17 protein-coding genes and 7 tRNA genes are annotated in these 22096 nt (G+C 39.7%); 8 read left to right on the forward strand and 16 right to left on the reverse strand.

From position 1 onward, the window contains the following. Positions 1–131: 131 nt before the first annotated feature. On the forward strand, positions 132–986 hold the full coding sequence (locus tag C0W29_RS18235; RefSeq protein WP_045043865.1) for a co-chaperone YbbN: 855 nt from the start codon (positions 132–134) through the stop codon (positions 984–986). A 76-nt stretch (positions 987–1062) separates the two neighbouring features. On the opposite strand, the gene C0W29_RS18240 is transcribed toward C0W29_RS18235, so the two are convergent. Together C0W29_RS18240 and C0W29_RS18245 are read right to left on the reverse strand one after the other, a co-directional pair. After that, positions 1063–1473 (reverse strand): META domain-containing protein, encoded by a 411-nt coding sequence (locus tag C0W29_RS18240; protein ID WP_036793543.1) that lies wholly within the window; start codon positions 1471–1473, stop codon positions 1063–1065. 156 nt (positions 1474–1629) lie between these two features. Further along, the gene (locus C0W29_RS18245; protein ID WP_045043866.1) at positions 1630–2658 is read right to left on the reverse strand and encodes an OmpA family protein; all 1029 of its coding nucleotides are present in this window, start codon (positions 2656–2658) and stop codon (positions 1630–1632) included. A gap of 713 nt (positions 2659–3371) precedes the next feature. Between C0W29_RS18245 and C0W29_RS18250 the strand changes: the two genes are divergently transcribed. Then, complete coding sequence (locus tag C0W29_RS18250) at positions 3372–4037, forward strand: winged helix-turn-helix domain-containing protein (protein WP_045045688.1); 666 nt, start codon at positions 3372–3374, stop codon at positions 4035–4037. Next, on the forward strand, positions 4024–4461 hold the full coding sequence (locus tag C0W29_RS18255; protein WP_045043868.1) for a hypothetical protein: 438 nt from the start codon (positions 4024–4026) through the stop codon (positions 4459–4461). The genes C0W29_RS18250 and C0W29_RS18255 overlap by 14 nt, the downstream gene beginning before the upstream one ends. A 38-nt stretch (positions 4462–4499) precedes the next feature. Here C0W29_RS18255 and cueR read toward each other — a convergent pair whose 3' ends face one another. After that, on the reverse strand, positions 4500–4892 hold the full coding sequence (cueR, locus tag C0W29_RS18260) for a Cu(I)-responsive transcriptional regulator (protein WP_036793537.1): 393 nt from the start codon (positions 4890–4892) through the stop codon (positions 4500–4502). 105 nt (positions 4893–4997) lie between these two features. Between cueR and C0W29_RS18265 the strand changes: the two genes are divergently transcribed. Both C0W29_RS18265 and C0W29_RS18270 read left to right on the forward strand, forming a co-directional pair. Continuing rightward, complete coding sequence (locus tag C0W29_RS18265) at positions 4998–7907, forward strand: cation transporter (RefSeq protein WP_045045689.1); 2910 nt, start codon at positions 4998–5000, stop codon at positions 7905–7907. 199 nt (positions 7908–8106) lie between these two features. Continuing rightward, positions 8107–8970: a TraB/GumN family protein gene (locus tag C0W29_RS18270; protein ID WP_045045690.1), complete on the forward strand. Its 864-nt coding sequence runs from the start codon at positions 8107–8109 to the stop codon at positions 8968–8970. Between the two features lie 250 nt (positions 8971–9220). On the opposite strand, the gene C0W29_RS18275 is transcribed toward C0W29_RS18270, so the two are convergent. The 7 genes from C0W29_RS18275 to C0W29_RS18305 all read right to left on the reverse strand — a co-directional run bounded on the left by C0W29_RS18275 (position 9221) and on the right by C0W29_RS18305 (position 10518). Then, a tRNA-Pro gene (locus C0W29_RS18275) sits at positions 9221–9297 on the reverse strand. A 148-nt stretch (positions 9298–9445) separates the two neighbouring features. Then, positions 9446–9521, reverse strand: a tRNA-His gene (locus C0W29_RS18280). A gap of 9 nt (positions 9522–9530) precedes the next feature. Further along, positions 9531–9607, reverse strand: a tRNA-Pro gene (locus C0W29_RS18285). Between the two features lie 273 nt (positions 9608–9880). Next, a tRNA-Pro gene (locus C0W29_RS18290) sits at positions 9881–9957 on the reverse strand. A gap of 146 nt (positions 9958–10103) precedes the next feature. Further along, positions 10104–10179 (reverse strand) — tRNA-His (locus tag C0W29_RS18295). Positions 10180–10188: 9 nt separating this feature from the next. Further along, positions 10189–10265: transfer RNA gene (locus C0W29_RS18300), tRNA-Pro, on the reverse strand. 176 nt (positions 10266–10441) lie between these two features. Further along, positions 10442–10518: transfer RNA gene (locus C0W29_RS18305), tRNA-Pro, on the reverse strand. Between the two features lie 434 nt (positions 10519–10952). On the opposite strand from C0W29_RS18305, the gene smrA reads away from it, so the two are divergent. Together smrA and C0W29_RS18315 are read left to right on the forward strand one after the other, a co-directional pair. Continuing rightward, on the forward strand, positions 10953–11534 hold the full coding sequence (gene smrA / locus C0W29_RS18310; RefSeq protein ID WP_080895478.1) for a DNA endonuclease SmrA: 582 nt from the start codon (positions 10953–10955) through the stop codon (positions 11532–11534). 176 nt (positions 11535–11710) lie between these two features. Then, positions 11711–12625, forward strand: a complete 915-nt coding sequence (locus C0W29_RS18315) for a DMT family transporter (protein ID WP_036793532.1) — start codon at positions 11711–11713, stop codon at positions 12623–12625. Positions 12626–12661: 36 nt separating this feature from the next. Here C0W29_RS18315 and C0W29_RS18320 read toward each other — a convergent pair whose 3' ends face one another. The 4 genes from C0W29_RS18320 to C0W29_RS18335 form a co-directional block, all read right to left on the reverse strand. After that, a complete protein-coding gene (locus C0W29_RS18320; protein WP_045044099.1) occupies positions 12662–13276 on the reverse strand; it encodes a LysE family translocator in 615 nt (204 codons plus the stop codon). 105 nt (positions 13277–13381) lie between these two features. Continuing rightward, positions 13382–13861 carry a Cys-tRNA(Pro) deacylase gene (gene ybaK / locus C0W29_RS18325; RefSeq protein ID WP_045067475.1) on the reverse strand — a complete coding sequence of 160 codons (480 nt, stop codon included), beginning with the start codon at positions 13859–13861 and terminating at the stop codon, positions 13382–13384. A gap of 201 nt (positions 13862–14062) precedes the next feature. Continuing rightward, entirely contained in the window at positions 14063–15736 is a 1674-nt protein-coding gene (gene ushA / locus C0W29_RS18330; protein WP_045045838.1) for a bifunctional UDP-sugar hydrolase/5'-nucleotidase UshA, read from the reverse strand. Positions 15737–16048: 312 nt separating this feature from the next. After that, positions 16049–17407, reverse strand: a complete 1359-nt coding sequence (locus C0W29_RS18335) for a Na+/H+ antiporter NhaC family protein (RefSeq protein ID WP_045044101.1) — start codon at positions 17405–17407, stop codon at positions 16049–16051. Positions 17408–17705: 298 nt separating this feature from the next. Here C0W29_RS18335 and C0W29_RS18340 point away from each other — a divergent pair, with 298 nt between their 5' ends. Further along, the gene (locus C0W29_RS18340) at positions 17706–19589 is read left to right on the forward strand and encodes a methyl-accepting chemotaxis protein (protein WP_045045839.1); all 1884 of its coding nucleotides are present in this window, start codon (positions 17706–17708) and stop codon (positions 19587–19589) included. Positions 19590–19692: 103 nt separating this feature from the next. On the opposite strand, the gene C0W29_RS18345 is transcribed toward C0W29_RS18340, so the two are convergent. Both C0W29_RS18345 and kdsA read right to left on the reverse strand, forming a co-directional pair. Continuing rightward, entirely contained in the window at positions 19693–20952 is a 1260-nt protein-coding gene (locus C0W29_RS18345; RefSeq protein ID WP_045044103.1) for an SLC5/6 family protein, read from the reverse strand. 283 nt (positions 20953–21235) lie between these two features. Beyond that, positions 21236–22090, reverse strand: coding sequence for a 3-deoxy-8-phosphooctulonate synthase (gene kdsA / locus C0W29_RS18350; protein ID WP_036793525.1), 855 nt, complete (start codon positions 22088–22090; stop codon positions 21236–21238). Positions 22091–22096: the final 6 nt, after the last annotated feature.

The following is a 22096-nucleotide window of genomic DNA, read 5'->3' on the forward strand; positions in this document are numbered from 1 at the left end:
GTGTCTGTATCACACTTGCGGTTATGCTTACCTTTAATAATTAATGTCATTTGTTGCTATTTTCTTGATTCGTCTCGATTCATCCCCATATATTTGATATAGCCTTTCAAATAGCCAACGGATATCAGCACATGTATCAAAATGTCGCTCTTGAATTAAACGAGCAGAATCTTCAGCAGATCATCGATCAATCAATGCAGGCACCTGTGGCAATCAGTTTCTGGGCGCCTTCAATGCCAGAAACCCTTGAAGTAAATGCAACTCTTGAAAAAATTGCACGTGAATATCAAGGTCAATTTACGTTAGCGACAGTGAACTGTGAAACTCAACAAATGGTTGCTTCTCAATTTGGTGTCCGTGGTTTACCCACTGTTGCCTTATTTAAAGATGGCCAACCAATTGATGGTTCTGCTGGCCCACAAACAGAGCAAAGCTTACGTGAGATGCTAACTCGTCATTTACCTACGCCAGAAGAGTTGCAGCTACAACATGCATTAGCGTTAGTAGAAAGCCAAGATTATAATCAAGCACTGGCGTTACTACGCCAACTCGCACACAAATTTCCTAAAAATAGCATTATCGAACTGTCGATTGCTGAGTGTTTAGTCGCCGCTGGATTATTTGACGAAGCAGAATTAATTCTCGCAACCATTCCAATGCAAGATCAAGATGCAAAATATAAAGGGCTGATTGCTAAGCTTGAATTGCATAAACAAGCAGGCAACTCTCCTGAAATTCAGCAGTTAGAACAAAAATTAGCTGCAGAGCCAAATGATAGTAATGTTGCCTTTGAGCTTGCGGTTCAATACAGCCAAGTCAATCGCAATGAAGAAGCATTAGCACTCTTATTAAATATTCTTCGTGGTGATCTTAATTTTGCCGATGGCAATGCTAAAAAAACCATGATGGATATTTTAGCGGCATTAGGTCAAGGCAACCCAATTGCAGCGACATACCGTCGTCAGTTATATTCATTACTATACTGATCGACCCTACAACATAAAAAGGCCCGTCAGCATAATGCTAACGGGCCTTTTTATATGCATCATCTCGAACTAAAAGTTAACGAGCATTAGTTTTTTCAAATACTAAAAACTTATTACCTGAATCAACCACCAACGTATTATTAATCACTTCAATACTGGTCGCACTGCGTAGAACATTCAGCATATTTTCTTCTTGAGTAACAAGCTCTGGTAAACAAATTCTACGACTAACCACAGGTAAGGTAAAACTACCATCAGCAGCAATTAGACGGCCTTTAAATTGGTTACAGCCAGTGAAACCAGAAACCTTCATATCAGCATTAATATTTAATTTAGGTTTATGTTTGGTTACGCCAGGAATGTAGACCCCGCCTTTCAATGTCCATTCCCCTACCAATTGCGTTGATTTCTTCAATTGCTGGTTAGAAAAACAGCCCGTTAGTGAAATTGCTAATAATATTAATAAACAGAATCTACTCTTTTTCATCATTACTCTATAACTCAATCTTAATCTCGATAGATTGCTTTAGTTATACCTAAACAGGCTATTGAGATAACAATCGAATAAAATAATGCCGATGATCTCTCACCGGCATTAAATTCAAACTAGTTAAAAACTAGACAGTTTGTACAATCGTCTTAATTACTTAAGGATGATTTGTACTGAACGCTGAACGTAGTCAGTGCTGTCTGCTTTATCAGTTTTGATTGGGTTAGTGTTAGCAACGTGAGAAACAGTTAAGCGAGTTGCGCTAATACCGTTTGCTTCTAGGAAGCTAGCAACGTTTGCTGCACGCTCAGAAGAAACTTTATCGTTGATTGCTTGGCTACCAACATTATCGGTACGACCGATAATTTGAGCGTTAACTTCTGGGTTAGCTTGCATAGTTGCAGCAATCTCACCTAGGTTGTAACGACCGTAAGCGTTTAGCTTAGTTTCACCATTTTGGTATGGAAGAACGTAAGAAGAACGTGTTGGGATTTGTGCTTCAACAGCAACTTCTTTAACTACTTCAACATTGTTAGTAACAACTACAGGTGTAGCTGGTTGACCAAACTTGTATGTCATACCCCAGTACGCTTGAGTTAGATCAGCGTGACCGTGTGAAGTACGTAGGTTTTGGTAGTAATCAGCACCAATTTGAGTAGATAGCGCGTTAGTGATTTGGTAAGAAAGACCTAGACCACCAGTTGCAGAGAAGCTATCAGACTTCATGTGGAATAAGTTTTCGTTTACATCTTTATCATCAGCGTAGATGTAAGTTGCACCTAACTTAGCAAATGCAGATAATTTCTGTGTAAGAGGTAGATTACCTTTAACACCAACAGTTGCTAGGTTTAGATTTGAATTACCTAGGTTGTACATGAAGTCGTAGCTACCGTACACACCAACATATTGGTTGAAGTCGTAACCAGCATCTAGCTTAGCGCTAGGAGCATTAGTTTGACCACCAAACATTTGAGAATCTGCGCTACCAACATAGCCCATACCTAGTGCACCACCAACCCAGAAGCCGTGACCTTGACCAGCATACCAGTGACCAGTCGCTGCTGATTGAGTTAGTGCAGTGTTATTTGTAGTTGTTGCTGGTGCATCAGCAGCCATTGCAGATGTAGCAACACCTAGAGATAAAGCTGCTACTACAGCTAGAGATAGAGATTTCAATTTCATGTTTAACTCCATTGGTTAAATGCTTTAAAACTTTCTAATTGTCTGTCCACATAAGTGCGTACTATCTATTTTTTTAAGTGTGTATCGCAGGACAGTCTTTGTCAGGAACCCGCTCATTCTGTGACTGAGTTTGTATTAAGGCAAATAATAAAAAATGATGTTCACAATTAATTGGTGTTTTTTCACACGCGTCAAAAAAATGGCTTCTGAAAAATAAATGTTTCAGAAAAAATTTAGATAAATAAAAAAAACAGTTTTTTTTAACGATTATATTCATATAAAAAAAGATAAAATCATTAAGATGGCAAAGGTTTTTCAATTAAATACAATGAATTATGCAATAATGATTTTACCACCAAGCTATAAAAAAAAATGTGAAAAACATACCTTTTTATACTACACATAATGTGATAAATAATCATATCTCGCCTTTTACGGCGAGAATTATCCTTTATCATCTCTTCCATAAATATTTTTTTTTGTTAGCATTTGCTTTGAAAATAAAGATCAGAGATGTGTGATGGACTTTCTTAGAGCAAGAAGAGTAGAAGTAACTCCCTTGTTACCCTCTTATATCCTCTAAAGGAATAAAGATTTTATATCGCAATCAATACCCACGCGCTTTGATATTGAAAGCAATAACAATAAAAAAAAAGCAGTCGTCTTTAAGAGTGTACTGCGAAAAACAGATACTAAGATAGGTAGTTAACGCCATGATCATATATAAATACGGTAAGGATGTTTTTGAGCCGCAAAAGAGTGCTTATACCAATCAAGAGGCAACCACTAAACTCAGTGCAAGCGAGACAAAGATCCTCCAATTTTTAATTGATAACAGCGGCGAAATTATCAGTCGAGAAAAACTACTTGAAATCGGTTGGCCAGACAAAGTTGTTGTACCCAACTCATTAAACGTTGCCATTGCTAACTTACGTAAAGCGTTTAAGAGTAAGAGTGAAATTATCATCACAATTAAAGGGGCTGGTTTTACTATTGCCAATAACACCTTTATCCAACAACAATTTCAGCCTGAAATTGTGGTCGATAATGAACAACATAATACAGAGCAGCTACAACCAATCGATCATCATGGTGATAACAATAGTATTGGGACTGATGCAAATAGCACCAAGCAGGCATCAACAACTAGCTCATTTCCGACTATAGCAAAAATTGGCTACAGCGTTTGTTTAACAGCGATGTTTGCTTGGATTATGTTATGGGCCAGCAGTTGGCAGTCTCCACCTTGTGTTACCGTTAATAGTCAAAAGATTTGTGGTAACATTGAATTGCTCAATCTACAAAAAATGCCACAAAACTTGAGCGGTAAAGGCACGGTTTACATTGATACCACTGGAAAAATGTATGAAAAAATTTAAATATCTTGTCATAGCATTATTAGTTTTAATGCTATATCCCGTTATTAACGGCATGGGGTGTGACTTTAACTATAAATACGTAACTTCCAGCCATGAACAATTTGGTAGCTGTAAATTTGGTCAATATACGCTCATCGACTACCCAGATCCTAAAAAAGATAACGGCTATACGGTATTAAAAGGACTCTATTTTTACGCCTTTGGTAATGCAGCCGTATTGGTAGTCGATACTGAAGATCACACTAAGAAAATCACTGATGCAGCGATTGAAAGCCTTAATTGGACTCATGAGAGTTTTTGGCATCAATTTAATCTAAAACGATTAGATAAAAATACTATGGTTAGCTATAGCTCATCACCAACAAAGCAATTACGTGTCATTCCTTATGATGGGACTTTGTCTATGACAGATAGTGGTCACTAACCAACTTACGGCTAAATAACCTTTATCTATACGGTTATTTAGCCTCTTTTAGTTAAACTATCGAGAATCGGACATTGTGCGCTTTTATCCCCTGGGCACTGCTCAGTCAATGCCGCTAGCGTCAATTTAATTTGCTTTAACTCCTCGATTTTATGATCTATTTCAACCAGCTTTTGCTGCGCTTTTTGCTTAACATCACGACTATGACGATCTGGATTAGTCGATAATGCTAATAATTGTTGGCATTCATCTAAAGAAAACCCAATCATTCGAGAGCGCTTAATTAATAATAACTCTGCGATATGATCAGCATTGTAATATCGATAACCATTAGCACCTCGAGGCGCAGCACTTATAATCCCTTTACTTTCGTAAAAACGGATCGTTTTAGCGGTTAATCCTGTTTGTTTTGCAACATCACTAATACTCATCATCACTTATTTACTCTACTGTATAAAAAAATAGCCTTGACATTATAGTTACTGGAAGGATTATGCTAGCAACATTATTTCATCTAAGCATAAAAAGGCGAGCACATGAATACCATTACTCTTCCTCTTGCCAATGTACGCTGTATGCGTTGCGTTAATAAAATTCGTGATGCTCTTAGCCTACTACCTGACACCCAAATTATAGATATCAATACAGAACAATTAACCGTATCTGCTGGTACTCCTTTAAATGCATTATTTGACGCTATTACTGCATTAGGTTACCAAGTTGGCTATCACTATCAATTGCCACTTACGGGTTTATCCTGTGGTCGCTGTGTCGCTAAAATTGAACAGGCCCTAACTGAGCGTCATGATATTGCACATTTTAATATTAGCAAACAGCTTGCTGATGTATCTGGCTCTATCAGTGAGCAAGCACTAACAGACATAATAGTTGCATTAGGCTATCAAGTAGTAACAACGCCAACACAACACCATTATGATTTCAGTTTAACCGGCCTATCATGCGGTAAATGCGTTGCTAAATTAACCACCGCATTAACCTTAGATAATATTGATATTATTACGATCGATAAAAATAATCTCAGCGTTAATACATCACTGACTGATAACGAGATTATCGCAATCGTAGCTGCGACAGGCTATCAAGCAACAACGACGACAATATTGCAACCGCAGCCAATACCCTTAATCGATCAACCTCTGGCATCGGAGTCTATCGCATCAGACCCCGAACCTATTATCTCGCCTCAAGAAAACTCAATCCAGTTACTACTATCAGGACTAACCTGTGCGAGTTGCGTTGCATCTGTAGAGAAAGCAATTAAGGCAGTAGACGGTGTTGATAGTGTTAACGTTAACCTTGCTGAACGTACTGCCTTAATTTATGGACAGGCGTCATCACAGGCGGTTATAGAGGCTATTCAACAAGCAGGTTACGGTGCAGAACAAAGCGAAGATGATCAAACACGTCGTATTCGCCAACAACAGCAAAACCAACAAACAGTAAAGACTCATATGCGTAATGCCATTATTGCCCTTGCTTTAGGGGTACCAATGATGGCTTGGGGAGTATTTGGCGGTAGCATGGTAATCGATTCAACAACCAGCCAAATAAGTTGGGGAATTGTCGGTCTTATTACTTTGGCATTACTCGTCACAGCCGGTAAAGATTTTTATATCAATAGTTGGAAAGCTTTCCGTCATCATCGTGCCACGATGGATACACTCGTTGCCTTAGGTACAGGAGCAGCGTGGCTATTTTCAATGGCAGTGGTTATCGCACCAGATATGTTCCCGTTAGCTGCTCGTCATGTCTATTTTGAAGCATCAGCAATGATCATCGGTCTTATCACCCTTGGCCACGCATTAGAAGCACGAGCACGCAGCCGTACTTCAAAAGCCTTAGAACGCTTAATTGATCTTCAGCCCCAAACCGCCATTGTGGTTGAAAATGGTCAAGAAATTGAACGTCCACTAAGTGATGTTATTGCGGGTATGACGTTACGTTTAAAACCGGGTGCTAAAGTCGCCGTTGATGGCTGTGTGATTGATGGTAATAGTTATCTTGATGAATCGATGCTGACTGGTGAGCCCTTAGCTGTACATAAAAAAAGCGGTGATCACGTTCGTGCAGGTACGATTAACCAACAAGGTAGTTTATTGTTTAAAGCTGAGCATATTGGCAGTGATACTATGCTCGCACGTATTATTCAATTGGTCCGCCAAGCCCAAAGTAGTAAACCTGCACTTGCACGATTAGCCGATACTATCTCAAGTGTTTTCGTACCAAGTGTAATGATTATTGCCATATTAACTGCAATGGCTTGGTATTATTTTGGCCCGCAGCCTGCATCAGTTTATATGCTTGTGGCCGCCACAACTGTACTTATTATTGCTTGTCCGTGCGCACTAGGCCTAGCAACACCAATGTCAGTGACTGTTGGTGTCGGGCGCGCAGCAGAGCTAGGTATTTTAATTAAAGATGCTGAAGCGATGCAGCAGGCAGCTAGCATTGATACTGTGGTATTAGATAAAACCGGTACTTTAACCGAAGGTAAACCACAAGTTGTTGATTATAAAATTTATAATACGTTAAGTCGTGAACAACTCATTCAATTAGCCGCGAGTTTAGAGCAAGGTTCTGAACACCCATTAGCCAACGCGATTGTTGAATCAGCGCGACAACAACAGCTACAACTCTACCCACATAGCAACTTTATGGCGTATTCAGGATTAGGTGTATCAGGCACAATAGAGCAACAACAACTGCTACTAGGTAATGCCAAGTTCATGAATCAAAATGAGATTAATATATCTCAGGCTGAAACTGATTTCGATTTCATTGCTAACCAAGGTGCTACTCCCGTTTATTTAGCTCAAAATGGTATTTTAGCGGGAATTATTGGAATTAGTGATCCATTACGTAAAGATTCATATTCTGCAGTTAAACGCATGCAAGATATGGGGCTAAATGTCGTTATGCTTACAGGTGATAGCGTCAAGACTGCTCAAGTTATTGCCGCTAAACTCGGTATTTCAGATGTGGTTGCAGAGGTATTACCCGATGGTAAAGCAGCACAGATTACCTTATTACAACAACAAGGTAAGCGAGTCGCTATGGTTGGTGATGGTATTAATGATGCACCAGCACTCGCGTTAGCAGAGGTTGGTATCGCAATGGGAAGTGGCACTGATGTTGCGATTGAAAGTGCGCAATTTACCTTGATGCGTCATTCACTACATGGTGTCGCTGATGCATTAGAATTATCAAAAGCGACACTAAGAAATATCAAAGAAAACTTATTTGGTGCCTTTATTTACAATACATTAGGTATTCCAATTGCCGCTGGAGTGTTATTCCCACTAACAGGAACACTCCTTAGCCCTGTAATTGCAGGGGCAGCAATGGCACTATCATCAATTACAGTAGTAAGTAATGCTAACCGGTTACGTTTATTCAAGCCAAGCCAACAACATCAGGAGAAATAATATGTGTTTCTTATTAGGCGCAGCTGCAATTGGATTTATTGTGTGGTGGTTCTGGCTTCATCCAAGTATCCGTAACTCAAAATAAGAGTATTCCGATAATTAAAAATCGCATTAAGGCTACTTCGGTGGCCTTTTTTGATCTCACTCAGCTCCAATATTTGTTATAACTTAATCACTCCTACATAATCAGCGGTAACCTATGTTCAAATCTATCTTATCAAAAGCATTATTATTACTGCCTTTTATTTCCCAACCAGCATTAGCGACACCAATTGTATGGAAAATTTATGACAATCAGCGTGAGTTTTATGTTTTAGGATCTATTCATGCAGGTAAAGAAGCGATGTTTCCATTGCCTGATGTGTTTCTTGAACAATGGCAACAAGCCGACGCGCTAATTGTAGAAGCTAATATCCTTCAACAATCAAGCGTAACCCCAAAACTTGCGCCACCGTTTACTCATCAAGCGCTACCTGAAACGGCACTCAATCAATTAAAACATATCAGTAAGAAATTAAATATTTCATTTGAGCAATTACTCCAGCAACCGCCTTGGTTAACTGCCGTTACTCTCCAACTCGCTCTTGCCGATCAGCTCGAACTAAAATCTGATTATGGTATCGACTACGTACTTTTACAGCGCGCTCAGCAACAACAGTTACCAATCCTCGAATTAGAAAGTGTTAGCCAACAATTCAATATGTTAGAAAATCTCCCCGACAATGGCGCCCCAATGTTAATTGAGACTATTAATGAATGGGATAAAACCCAATCCTCATTACGTTGCTTAGTTAAAGTCTGGCAACACGGAGATGGCGATAAACTTGAACAGCTGTTTCAAGAAAGCCAATTTGATCCAACAACTGATGATGCCTTAATTTTTAACCGTAACCAGCGCTGGGCTGAAACCTTAGCTAAAACATCGCCATACCAATCAGGGAAGTTTATGGTCGTGGTCGGCGCATTTCATTTAATTGGCGAGCAAGGACTACCCAACTTAATGAAACAACAAGGCTTTAAGATTGAGAAGATAACCTCAGGTACAAAAGCTAACTGCAAGTAAAAGTGGGGCAATAATAGGTGAAGAGCGAGATTCTAATATCAGTGAATCCCCGACCCTCTGGTCATCTAAACCACGATTCATTTTATACAGACGAAAAAAACCTAAATCTTTCGACTCAGGTTTTCTTAATAATGGTCGGTGAAGAGCGAGATTCTAATATCAGTGCCCCCCGACCTCTGGTCATCTAAACCACGGTTCATTTTATACAGACGAAAAAAAACCGTATCTTTCGATACGGTCTTCTTAATAGTGGTCGGTGAAGAGGGATTCGAACCCCCGACCCTCTGGTCCCAAACCAGATGCGCTACCAAACTGCGCTATTCACCGACTAAATTCTTTTCTAGGAACGCTGCTAGAAGGGTCAACCCTCTGCTCCGCTATTCCTAACATCAGAGATGCGCGACTAAACTGCGCTATTCACCGACGTTGTTTAGGCTTACAAGGCCAAGGTCTCTAAAAAAGATAACCTGAATAATGGGGTGGCTAACGAGGCTTGAACTCGCGACAACCGGAATCACAATCCGGGACTCTACCAACTGAGCTATAGCCACCATTGTAAGTGGTCGGTGAAGAGGGATTCGAACCCCCGACCCTCTGGTCCCAAACCAGATGCGCTACCAAACTGCGCTATTCACCGACTTAATTCTTTTCTAGGAACGCTGCTAGAAGGGTCAACCCTCTGGTCCGCTATTCCTAACATCAGAGATGCGCTACCAAACTGCGCTATTCACCGACTTTGTTCTTTTTCAGGAACGCTACTCAAAGGGTTAACCCTCTGGTCCGCTATTCCTAACATCAGAGATGCGCGACTAAACTGCGCTATTCACCGACTTAATTCTTTCTGAGAACCACATTATGCTGCGTGTTCTCTAATAGTAATGGTTTTAATCAACCACTACTTTTTAAATAGTGGTCGGTGAAGAGGGATTCGAACCCCCGACCCTCTGGTCCCAAACCAGATGCGCTACCAAACTGCGCTATTCACCGACTTAATTCTTTTCTAGGAACGCTGCTAGAAGGTCACCCCTCTGGTCCGCTATTCCTAACATCAGAGATGCGCTACCAAACTGCGCTATTCACTGACTTTTTTAGGCTTACAAGGCCAAGGTCTCTAAAAAAGATAACCTGAATAATGGGGTGGCTAACGAGGCTTGAACTCGCGACAACCGGAATCACAATCCGGGACTCTACCAACTGAGCTATAGCCACCATTGTAAGTGGTCGGTGAAGAGGGATTCGAACCCCCGACCCTCTGGTCCCAAACCAGATGCGCTACCAAACTGCGCTATTCACCGACTTTGTTCTTTTCAGGAACACTACTCAAAGGGTTAACCCTCTGGCCCGCTATTCCTAACATCAGAGATGCGCGACTAAACTGCGCTATCCACCGACTTAATTCTTTCTGAGAACCACATTATGCTGCGTGTTCTCTAATAGTAATGGTTTTAATCAACCACTACTTTTTAAATAGTGGTCGGTGAAGAGGGATTCGAACCCCCGACCCTCTGGTCCCAAACCAGATGCGCTACCAAACTGCGCTATTCACCGACTAATTTTCTAGGAATACCGCGAGAAGGATCACCCTCAAGTCCGTAATTCCTAAATCAGAGATGCACTCTATAAACTGTGCTATTCACCGATTTTTCAACACGCTGTACGTTGTTGAGGTCGCTATAATACTCGCCATTTTTATTTTAGCAACCCCTATACGATATTTTTTTTGTAACTAAAACAACTGCTCACTAAACCAACAACTTCAGGGACTATTAGGGACTTAATCTGGTTAAAATACAATCAAGTACCAACTTTTATAGCAATTATAAAAACTTAATGGCAAACGACATTACACCGCATAGTTAATATTAAATAACTTTCAATAAATAAATGGCTTAAATATCTCTCTTTGCCTTTCCAATTTATTGGCTTTTGTTTCAATTAAGCGCGAGTATAATTAAATTATCGCTTACTTATAGTGAACCTTTATGTCTAATAATGAGTTAGATCTCTTTAAAGAGATGATGGCCGATGTAGCGCCAATAAAACAAGATACTATTTTAATCCAACAAAAATACCAAGTATCTGAAGCACAACTCGCTCGGCGACTTGCAGCACAAACTTTAGCAAATAGTAATATAGATTATTTATCACTTGATCATGCCAACATGATCAAACCTGATGACATGATTGAATTTAAGCGTGACGGTGTGCAGTTAGCTGTATTTAAAAAAATGCGCCAAGGTAAATATGATATTCACGCCCGTTTAGATCTACATAAAAAGACCTTATCTCAAGCACGTGATGAAGTACTCGCTTTTTTAAAACAAGCTCAACGGTTAGATATTCGTACGGTTATGATTATTCACGGCAAAGGAGAGCACGCTAACCCACCAGCCTTAATGAAGAGTTTTGTCACCACATGGCTTGAGCAAATTTCAGATGTACTTTGTTTCCATTCAGCTATGCGCCAGCATGGTGGAACTGGTGCGCTTTACGTTATGATCAAAAAAAGTGCAGAAAAGAAACAACAAATACGTGATCGACATTTAAACCATCGCGATGCTTAATAATAAATTACATGAATAAAACATAAGCCATTGATAAAAATAACAAATGATTATTACCGCATCTAAATCTACGCCATTAACCACATGGTAAAATAAATAGATCCTAGGGTTAAATTGTTTTGAATTTATTTATCATACAATTAAAGTAAAGTCGCCGCCCTAGGAGATTATTACTAATGAATTCAGAAATACGCCCAATGCTGCTAATGCTAGTGTCTACATTTAGCTTATCAGTAACAGGATTGTTAGCAAAATGGCTAACCCACAGCTTTGACCCTGCATGGCTATGCTTTTTCCGGTTACTGTTTCCAGCAATCCTGGCATTTTGGCTAATGATGATCACTCAATGGTCACAACCTAATAAACAAGCTTGGAGTGGTTTATTGGTTCGTGGCTTTTGTATTACAGCCTGTCAATTATGTTTCTTGGCCTCAATTAAGCACTTAAGTCTAGTTGAAGCAGTCGTTTTATTTGGTACCAGCCCTTTATTTGTTCCTATTCTAGAACGCATATTTTTTAAGACACCAATAAAACGATTAATTATTATTAACTTAGGAATAACTTTTACTGGCTTACTTTTCATTGCAGGAAATCTGGAGCAAATGAAATTTGGTGGAAGTTTATTATTAGGCTTAGCGGGTGGTATTTTTAATGCGGGTTCACAAGTGGCAATGTATCGCTCAAGCAAAAGTAATTTAACGCCTTTAGGTGTAAGTGCATGGAGCTTTATTGTTGCTTCTTTGTTTTTAGTACCTTTGTTAATTTTTTCCCCCGTTACAACAGCTGTAGAATGGCACACCCTGACAGGATGGCAGCACCCTTTATTATTGTTATTGCTATTTATGGCAGTATGTACGGTCAATACACAGGTTTTCCGAGCTAAAGCTTATCAGTTAGCAGAATCAGGATCACAGTTAGCACCGATTATTTTTACTAATTTAATCTTCTCTGCTATCTGGCAATTTATGTTCTTTAATCATCCTATGTCATGGAATAAAATTGTTGGTGTTAGTTTAATTATATTAGCGACGCTTCTAAATACGTTTGTTCCGATTTGGCTACGTAAAAAAAGATGCCAACCTAATTGCTAATATAAATGGCCGAACACAGTTCGGCCATTTTTACAATTAAGCCAGCCACACAACGCGAAACGCTAATCCTAATAGAACAATTCCAGAGAGACGATCAATTATTTGTGCTTTGGTTCTTAATAGAGTGAGTACCGCTGGATAAGATAAAACACAAGCAATTAGCGTATACCATAATCCATCAACTAACAGCGGTGTTGCGACAATAATGATCTTTGACGATATTTCATTGCCGACCGCAACAAACTGACTAAATAAAGCCAAAAAAAACAGCGCTAATTTCGGATTAAATAATGAAATCATCACCCCATCACGAGCCGCTTCAAGCAATGTACTTGCTTGTCCTTGAGCTAATTTTGCTGCTACACCACCCTTAGAACGTAATGCGTTAATGCCTAGATACGCTAAATACCCTGCGCCGACATAACTAACACTGGTAAATAACAGTGGCGACTGATGCAGTATTGCCGCTAAACCAACGAGCGTTAGCAAAGCATAAAATCCAACCCCACAGGCATGCGCCCATGCAGTCACGATCCCATGCCAACGTCCTCCCGATAAGCTATGTTTAGCAACTACGGCTAAACTCGGCCCCGGTGACATTGCCCCCAGTAAACAAATAACTAATAAAGACAGCCAAATGCTGATTGTCATCGCTAATTTCCTTTTATCAATGCACACATCGGGGATTAATTACTATTGGTTTAGCTACTGTAATAACAGCAATATGCTAACGACAATACGAATATATTTTATTCACTAATCTTGCTTAGCAATAGCTGCAAATTTACCTGACGTTAAGGTCACTAAATCTTGAGCCGCAAGTTCTATTTCCAAACCACGGCGTCCAGCACTAACGCAAATAGTCTCAAATTGCTCGGCACTACTATCAACAAAGGTTGGTAACCGTTTTTTCTGTCCAAGAGGGCTAATACCGCCAACAATGTAACCCGTGACTTTTTCTGCCAATTTAGGATCGGCCATTTCCGCTTTTTTACCACCAGCTGCTTTAGCCGCAGCTTTTAGATCTAGCATTCCAGCGACAGGAACGACGGCAACTGCTAAGTTTTTAGGATCACCATTTAATGCAAATAATAACGTTTTAAACACGCGGTGAGGATCTAAGCCTAATATTTCAGCAGCTTCGTGACCGAAATTATTATTAGCTGGATCATGTTCATATTGGTGTACTTGAAATTCAATTTTATGTTTTTTTGCTAATTTAATTGCCGGTGTCATACGTTTTTCTCTTGCAAAGTTTTGCTACCCAAACAGCTGTCATTAGCTCCCCTTTGATTTAGTGAATATCCGCCAAAGAAGCTAACAACATCTGTTTACCAAAACAGAACTATATACCGAGAGGTATTTTTTAAAAAGTACAAAAAAAACGGCGCTGAATAGTCAGCGCCGTAGATAAAGCATACCGATAACAACGGCCACTTATTTATAAATAATCTCACCCTTTGGCGCGTAACGGTTTACATCAATCGGGCTATTATTTTGTAAAAACTCTTTTAACACTTCAGCATCAACAAACCCAGTATTCACATAACCTGAGTGCTTATTGACTTTAGGATAACCATCACCACCAGCAGCATTAAAACTTGGTACTGTAAAACGGTACGTTTTGTCCATTAATAGTGGTTTGCCACCAATATTAACATCGCTCACTTTGCCATTAGCTACCGTCATGCTGATACCATAAAACTGAGCATAAGAACCAGAATCAATCGGTTTAGTCGCAACCACATTCAGGTAATCCAGAATTTCTTTACCCGACATATCAATGTAAGTCACGATATTGCCAAACGGCTGCACGATCAGTACATCTTTATAGGTAATATCGCCACCGTCAATCGAGTCACGTACACCACCTGAATTCATCACCGCAAAATCAGCCTTCGCTCGTTGCATATGTGATGCTGCAATTAAGCGACCTAAATTAGTTTGCTTAAAACGTACTACATTACGATCACCTTCTAACTTACCATTAGACTCTGCGATCTTAACCGTTAATTGCTCTTGGCCTTTTTCTTGGTATGGAGTTAAAAATGATAATACTTCAGCATTCTGCTGGATCTCATCCTGAATAAACACCCGCTGCTGGCTACCATCATCTAATTTGATTTTTTTCTTTAAGTTCACAGGGATAAGATCATAACTAATAAGATTTAGCTCACCATTTTGGAACTCAAAGTCAGCACGCCCGACATACTTACCCCATTCATGGGCCTGTACAATCCAAGTACCATTTTGTTGATCAGGAGTACACTTATCACCGGGTTTAAAGTTGCTATTGTTCTTATTCGGCCCTTCCATACATACAGGCTCTTGCGAGTGACCGCCAACAATCATATCAAGATCGCCAGGTTGCATATAACGCGCTAATGCCACATCACCAGGGGCATTAATGCCGCGTTGACCATCTTCGTAATGGCCCATATGGGTTGCCGCGATAATGACATCTGGCTTTTCATTGGCTTCAAGTTCAGCAATAACTTGTTTAGCTTCTGCTTTAGGATCACGGAACTCAATCCCGCCAATATATTCTGGATTACCTATTTTAGCGGTGTCTTCAGTCGTTAAGCCAATGACAGCAATTTTAATCCCTTGCTGCTCAAAGATTTGGTATGGTTGAAATAAACGTTTGCCGGTATTTTTATCGTAAATATTGGCTGATAACATTGGGAACTTAGCCCATTGCTGCTGCTTACGTAATACCTCAAGTGGGTTATCAAACTCATGGTTACCTAATGCCATTGCATCGTAACCTAGCATATTCATACCTTTAAAATCAGGCTCTGCATCTTGTAAATCGGACTCAGGCACACCAGTATTAATATCACCACCAGAAAGTAATAATGTTGTACCACCTTCAGCTTTTACTTCTGCACGAATAGTATCTAACAAGGTTTTTCGTGCCGCCATACCATACTCACCATTTTGATTTTGCCAAAAACGGCCATGATTATCATTGGTATGTAAAATTGTAATACGATAAGTTTTATCTGCATCCCACTGAGTAGAGGTATCATCTGTCGGTGTTGCACAACCAGAAAGTACAGCCAGAAGAGCAGCAGTTAATGCTGTCTTAGCAAATAAACGTTGCTTCATGTTATCCACCTTAACGATTTTAATAGACGATACCCACCATTTTTAGATGGCTTGAGTCGAGTCAAATTAATGCAAAAATAATCGCGTTATTTAATTAAATAGTAATAATAAATAACAGCTTAAAAATAATCGCGCTCAGTGTAAGTGAATCGAAAATCAGCACCTGTTTAGTGTCACTATTCTGCTATCAAGATCACTTTTACAACATTAAAAACGGATACTAGATCACAAACTATAAAAAAAGCTCGGTCACTGCCGAGCTTTTTGAAAAACGTTTAATAAATTCAAACGCTAAATATGATCATTTCGTGATTAAAATACTTTTTCAAATTTAGTCGCTGAACGACGAACAAAAATCGCAATTAATGCTGAAATAGCTAAAAAGAAACAATAGTATGAATGAGATACTATTTCTAATGGCGACAGCTTAAACACCGAACCTAATAGCAACGCCTGAGCACCGTAAGGTAATACACCTTGAATAACACACGAGAAAATATCTAATAAACTCGCTGAACGACGGGCAGTAACACCATTCTCTTGTGCTAACTCACGTGCTACACCACCAGATACAATAATCGCAACGGTATTATTCGCGGTACAGCAGTTAGTTAAACTCACTAACGAGGCAATACCCAGCTCACTTGCTCGCGAGTTTTCTGACGAACTGTGCTTTGAACTAAATTTACCAATCACACGACTAATAAGTTGAGTTAAAAAAGCTAACCCTCCTTGTTGACGCATTAATTCACTCACACCGCCAATCAGCATAGAGAGCAAGAAGATTTCTTGCATATTACCAAAGCCACTATAAATATCTTTACCAAATGTAGTTAGGCTATAACTATCAATCGAAAATAAACCAACGCCACCAGCAAGTACAATACCGAGTGTCAGTACTACAAATACATTTACCCCTGAAACAGCAAGGATCAAAATAGTGATATAAGGCATCACCTTAAGCCATTCAATTGGGTTTGCTGCTGGTAACGTGGTAACTGAACTACTAAAAGCAAATAACACCATAGTCACTAACGCTGCTGGTATCGCAATTTTAATATTCTCACGGAATTTATCTTTCATCTGACACCCCTGAGAACGCGTTGCTGCAATCGTCGTATCAGAAATAATAGATAAATTATCACCGAACATTGCCCCACTCAGTACCACACCAGCGGTTAGTGCAACATCCATCCCAGCGGCATGAGCAATACCTAATGCTACCGGTGCAACAGCTGCAATAGTCCCCATTGACGTGCCCATTGAGGTTGCAATAAATGCTGAAATAATAAAAATACCCGGCAGAATCATACTTGCAGGCAATATCGCCATACCTAGATTTACCGTTGCATCAACCCCACCAGATGCTTTAGCTACCGCTGCAAATGCGCCAGCCAGAAGATAAATCATGCACATTGCAATAATATCGCTATGGCCGACACCACGGATAAACTGTTCAATGGCTTTATTAAGCTTCTCTTTACTGAGAAGAATAGCCACAATAACAGCAGGTAATGCTGCTACAGGTGATGGCAATTGGTAAAACGCGAAGTCGACCCCTTGGTAAGTAAGGTAACTACCGACACCAATAAATAAGGCGAGAAAGATCCCCAACGGCAGCAATGCCAATGCTGAAGGTGTAATTGATGATGTGTTGGTTGAGTTTGACATGCTGATAGTGAATATCTATTTTAGAATTTCCCTTAGGTTAATGGGATGTGTCACCACTGTCAACATCTAGACGTCTAAACATCCATATGCACATCACTTAATGACTCTCTACATATCACCCAAACAGCCATAATCGTCAAGCTATTGACATCCACCCCGTATTGAGCGTCAATAAAAAGTCACAAAATATCAATATGTTAATTACTTAAAAATAAAGTAAGTAATCATCAATGAATCAATTGTAATGGCAGTTATAATTTGCTCTCATAGAGCATATTTTGACTCATGAGATGGACCTATGCAGTTTTCACTCAAACAAAAACTGATCATGGCTAGCGTATCGGCAGTAGTCGTCATGGCAACAGCGTTAACATGGCTTGCCGCCAAACAACTTAGTAACGAAACACATGCGAATACCAACGAGCGTGCTCACAGTATTGCTTCAACAGCCACAGTGGGTATTTCTGACTGGATGAATATTCGCCGTGCAATTACTCTGTCATTTGAAAATTATTATAACCAACCCAATAATGTGATGTTTTTAGAACAAGCACGTAAAAGTGGTGGCTTTGATGATATTTATTTCGGCACAATTGATGGTGCGATGCACCGTTCACACCCCGATCGTAATCGTGCTGGCTACGATCCACGCACACGCCCTTGGTACCGTGACGCACAAACAGCGACTAAACAAATAATTACCACTGCCTATCAAGATGCCATCACGAATGCATTACTCGTTACCATAGCGCAACCATTAATTAATAATGGTCAAATGATCGGTGTTGTTGGTGCTGACGTATTAATAGATCAACTTATTGATGATGTGATCAGCCTTGATGTTGGTCAAAATGCTTTTGCAATGTTAATCAATAAACAAGACGGCAGCTTTTTAGCACATCCTAATAAACAATTATTGCTCAAGCCACTCCCCCAATACAGTAATCAACTAACCATGGCTAATATTGAACAGCAAATTGCGACCAATAAATCGCAACTGCTGACAATTAATGGTCAACAAAAAATCCTTTATTTCGCTAATGTCCCAAATACTGAATGGATTTTAGCGTTAGAAATGGATCTCGCCACAGAAGAAGCCAGTTATCATACGGCACTACAACAATTAATTATCACTGCTATCGTCATTACCTTATTAGTGATCGCTACCCTAACAATATTAGTCAACTTCTTATTCCGCGATCTAAACCGAGTTTCTGCAGCCCTAGCTGAAATTGCTAGCGGTGAAGGTGATCTAACTCGTCGCCTTGAACCTCATAGTAATGATGAAGTGGGTCAACTTGCACATAACTTCAATTTATTTGTTAGTAACTTACATAGCATGCTCACCCGTTTAAGTCATGTTTCTAGCACTTTAAGCCAACAATCTCATATCACAGCTTCTCAAGCAGAGGAGCGCAGTACTCGTATTCAATTTCAACAAGATGAAATTAATATGGTTGCAACTGCAATTAATGAAATGGCCGCCGCAACCCATGAGATTGCTTCAAATGCAGAAAATACTGCTCGCACCTCAGAAGAAACGGTTATCGCTTCTGGCCATGGCAGCACTCAAGTAAACCAAAGCCAACAGTCAATCGCTAGCCTTGCCCAAGAAGTAGAAACAGCAACAGCGGTTATTAGTGCGTTAAACAGTCATGCACAAAGTATTAATACTATCCTCTCGACCATTCAAGGCATTGCCGAACAAACCAATTTACTCGCACTTAATGCCGCTATTGAAGCAGCGCGTGCTGGTGAACAAGGACGCGGGTTTGCCGTAGTTGCCGATGAAGTACGAGTATTAAGCCAACGTACTCACGCTTCAACCCAAGAAATTCAACAAATGATTGAGACGCTGCAACAAACCACAGGTCAAGCGGTAGGGATCATGGAGGACAGTCGTCATTTAGCAGAAACCAGCGTTGATGATGCAAACTCAGCCTCTGCAAGCTTGTCGCAAATCACTACTGCTGTGAATAATATCAGTGATATGGCCACTCAAATCGCCTCTGCCGCTGAAGAACAATCATCAGTAACATCTGAAATTACCCGTAATACCGAGGGAATTCGTGATGTATCAAATGAGTTGGCAATAGAGGCCACTGAAGCGGCCAAACAAGCAGCAGAGTTATCAACTTTGTCTTATGAACTACAACAAGAAATTAATCGCTTCAAGCTGTAAGTTTTGACTTTATTGTTAATTTAAAACCAATAAGGCTTGCGACTCTTTCTCGTTAAAACGATAGAAGAGTAGCAAGCCTTATTTTTTATGCTTTCATTTGGTTTTATTTCACCAAATTAAACACAATCGCACCAACAGCTAAACATCCCATCAGTAAAATAAAGTAAGTGCTTATTTTACCACGATAGATTTTCAAACTTTCAATGTGATACACCGCCAGCATTGGCATCAAAAATAAAATCATCGCAATGACGGGGCCAGAAAAAGCCTCCATCATTCCCAGAATACTCGGATTAATAACCGCAGCAAACCAGATACAAACAAACATTAATACAACGCCAATCTTATCAATGGTTTTAATCGATAATGATGTTTGCTTTGCCACTAAACCATTAAAGCTTTCACGCGCTCCCATAAAATGACCTAAGAATGACGAAGTAATTGCAATAAAGGCAATTAATGGTCCAAGTATCATAATAAAGTGACTATCTTCAACATTAGCTAAATAAGACAGTACTGAAACATTATCCACTTTAGCTTGTTGCAGCTGCTCTGGGGTTAAACTCAACACACATGAAAAAACAAAAAACAACACAAACGCAATTAACATCACTGAGGTACGTTTAAGAATAGTTTCTGATTTTGTATGGGCTTGATTACCATATTGACGACGCTGAGCATTAACAAATCCAGAAACTACTGGCGTATAACTAAATGCAAACACGACCACAGGAATAGCTAGCCATAGTGAAGCACTTAAATCCCCAACACTTTGGTTAAGACTCAAATTAGGCATATGCCAACTTGGGATCAGATAAATTGAAATACCCGCTAAAATGAACGTTAACGGATAAACAATCATGCCAAATACGCGCAGCATGGTTTTTTCACCGGCCAACATAACCGCGATCATGCCAAACACTAAACAACCAGATAGCAGCACTCGAGACGGCGGCGCCATGCCAAGTTGATGCACCATAAAACTATCAACAGTATTGGTTAAACCGACACCATAAATAAGTAAAATAGGAAAAATAGACAAGAAGTATAACAAGGAGATTAAACGGCCATAACGCTGGCCAAAGTGCTCTTCAACCACATCGGTAAAATCAGCATCTTTTTGGGTAGATGATAAAACAAACCGAGCCAATCCACGGTGAGCCCAAAAAGTCATAGGGCCTGCAAGTAGTGCCATAATAACTAATGACCAAAAACCACCAGAACCAATATTAATCGGTAAAAATAAAATACCGGCACCAACGGATGTACCAAATAGACTCAACATCCAACTGGTGTCATGTTTGGTCCAGCTTGAAGAAATGGTTTTAGCTTCAGGTGCGGAAAGATCTTGCGATATTGACACGGTAACTCACTACTACTAATAAAACTGGTCATCAGTATGAAACGAGCACTACAAAGACTCAAAAAAAAGGTGACACAGATCACCCTAAAATATCCTTAGCTAATAAAGCACAAAGACTAAAAAAATCAAACATTGCAGTTAATAACACTGAAAATTAACTTTAAAACCAGCATAAAAAACCAAATTTATTAATTAAACAATTTTTTACCCATCGCATGTTTTTCACACAAAAAAAGCCCTATAAATAAAATTCATAGGGCTACATATGCATCAATAGTAATTATTAGTTAATTTCAATCGGTGCAAAACTTTTGATTAAATCATCGAGTTGTTTAATCTGAGCTAAGAATGGCTCTAACTTATCAAGTGGGAAAGCCGAAGGGCCATCACAACGCGCAAGATCTGGTGTTGGGTGGGCTTCCATAAACAAACCAGCAATACCTGTTGCAATACCTGAACGCGCAAGATCAATCGTCTGCTCACGACGACCACCAGATGCCGCACCTAGTGGATCGCGGCATTGAAGTGCATGAGTCACATCAAAAATAATTGGGCTACCATTTGATGCTTTTTTCATTACATCAAAACCAAGCATATCAACCACAAGATTATCGTAACCGTGTAATACACCACGCTCACATAAAATCACATTATGATTATCACACTCAGCAAATTTCTCAACAATGTTACCCACTTGGCCAGGGCTCATAAATTGTGGTTTTTTGACATTGATCACAGCGCCGGTTTTAGCCATCGCTTCAACAAGATCAGTTTGGCGAGCAAGAAAAGCAGGTAATTGAATCACATCAACCACGTCAGCAACAACTTGAGCTTGTTCTTTTTCATGAATATCGGTGATGATTTTCACGCCAAATGTGTCTTTCAATTCTTGGAAGATTTTTAAACCTTCTTCTAAGCCAGGACCACGGTACGAATGTACAGATGAGCGGTTAGCTTTATCAAAAGAAGCTTTAAATACGAAAGGAATCCCCAGTTTAGTGGTGACTTCTACGTAGTGCTCACACATTTTCATCGCTAGATCGCGAGATTCAAGCACATTCATACCACCAAACAGTACAAATGGCTTATCGTTAGCAACATCAATATCACCAACACGAACAATTTTTTGTTGCATCATATTTAT

Origin of the sequence: Photobacterium kishitanii, from assembly GCF_003026355.1 — a bacterium.
GTDB classification, from domain to species: domain Bacteria; phylum Pseudomonadota; class Gammaproteobacteria; order Enterobacterales; family Vibrionaceae; genus Photobacterium; species Photobacterium kishitanii.

Bases quoted from the DNA above. Each gene is read 5' to 3' on its own strand.
- C0W29_RS18235 (WP_045043865.1), top strand. From the start codon at position 132: ATGTATCAAAATGTCGCTCTTGAATTAAACGAGCAGAATCTTCAGCAG.
- C0W29_RS18240 (WP_036793543.1), bottom strand. From the start codon at position 1,473: ATGAAAAAGAGTAGATTCTGTTTATTAATATTATTAGCAATTTCACTA.
- C0W29_RS18245 (WP_045043866.1), bottom strand. From the start codon at position 2,658: ATGAAATTGAAATCTCTATCTCTAGCTGTAGTAGCAGCTTTATCTCTA.
- C0W29_RS18250 (WP_045045688.1), top strand. From the start codon at position 3,372: ATGATCATATATAAATACGGTAAGGATGTTTTTGAGCCGCAAAAGAGT.
- C0W29_RS18255 (WP_045043868.1), top strand. From the start codon at position 4,024: ATGAAAAAATTTAAATATCTTGTCATAGCATTATTAGTTTTAATGCTA.
- cueR (WP_036793537.1), bottom strand. From the start codon at position 4,892: ATGAGTATTAGTGATGTTGCAAAACAAACAGGATTAACCGCTAAAACG.
- C0W29_RS18265 (WP_045045689.1), top strand. From the start codon at position 4,998: ATGAATACCATTACTCTTCCTCTTGCCAATGTACGCTGTATGCGTTGC.
- C0W29_RS18270 (WP_045045690.1), top strand. From the start codon at position 8,107: ATGTTCAAATCTATCTTATCAAAAGCATTATTATTACTGCCTTTTATT.
- smrA (WP_080895478.1), top strand. From the start codon at position 10,953: ATGTCTAATAATGAGTTAGATCTCTTTAAAGAGATGATGGCCGATGTA.
- C0W29_RS18315 (WP_036793532.1), top strand. From the start codon at position 11,711: ATGAATTCAGAAATACGCCCAATGCTGCTAATGCTAGTGTCTACATTT.
- C0W29_RS18320 (WP_045044099.1), bottom strand. From the start codon at position 13,276: ATGACAATCAGCATTTGGCTGTCTTTATTAGTTATTTGTTTACTGGGG.
- ybaK (WP_045067475.1), bottom strand. From the start codon at position 13,861: ATGACACCGGCAATTAAATTAGCAAAAAAACATAAAATTGAATTTCAA.
- ushA (WP_045045838.1), bottom strand. From the start codon at position 15,736: ATGAAGCAACGTTTATTTGCTAAGACAGCATTAACTGCTGCTCTTCTG.
- C0W29_RS18335 (WP_045044101.1), bottom strand. From the start codon at position 17,407: ATGTCAAACTCAACCAACACATCATCAATTACACCTTCAGCATTGGCA.
- C0W29_RS18340 (WP_045045839.1), top strand. From the start codon at position 17,706: ATGCAGTTTTCACTCAAACAAAAACTGATCATGGCTAGCGTATCGGCA.
- kdsA (WP_036793525.1), bottom strand. From the start codon at position 22,090: ATGATGCAACAAAAAATTGTTCGTGTTGGTGATATTGATGTTGCTAAC.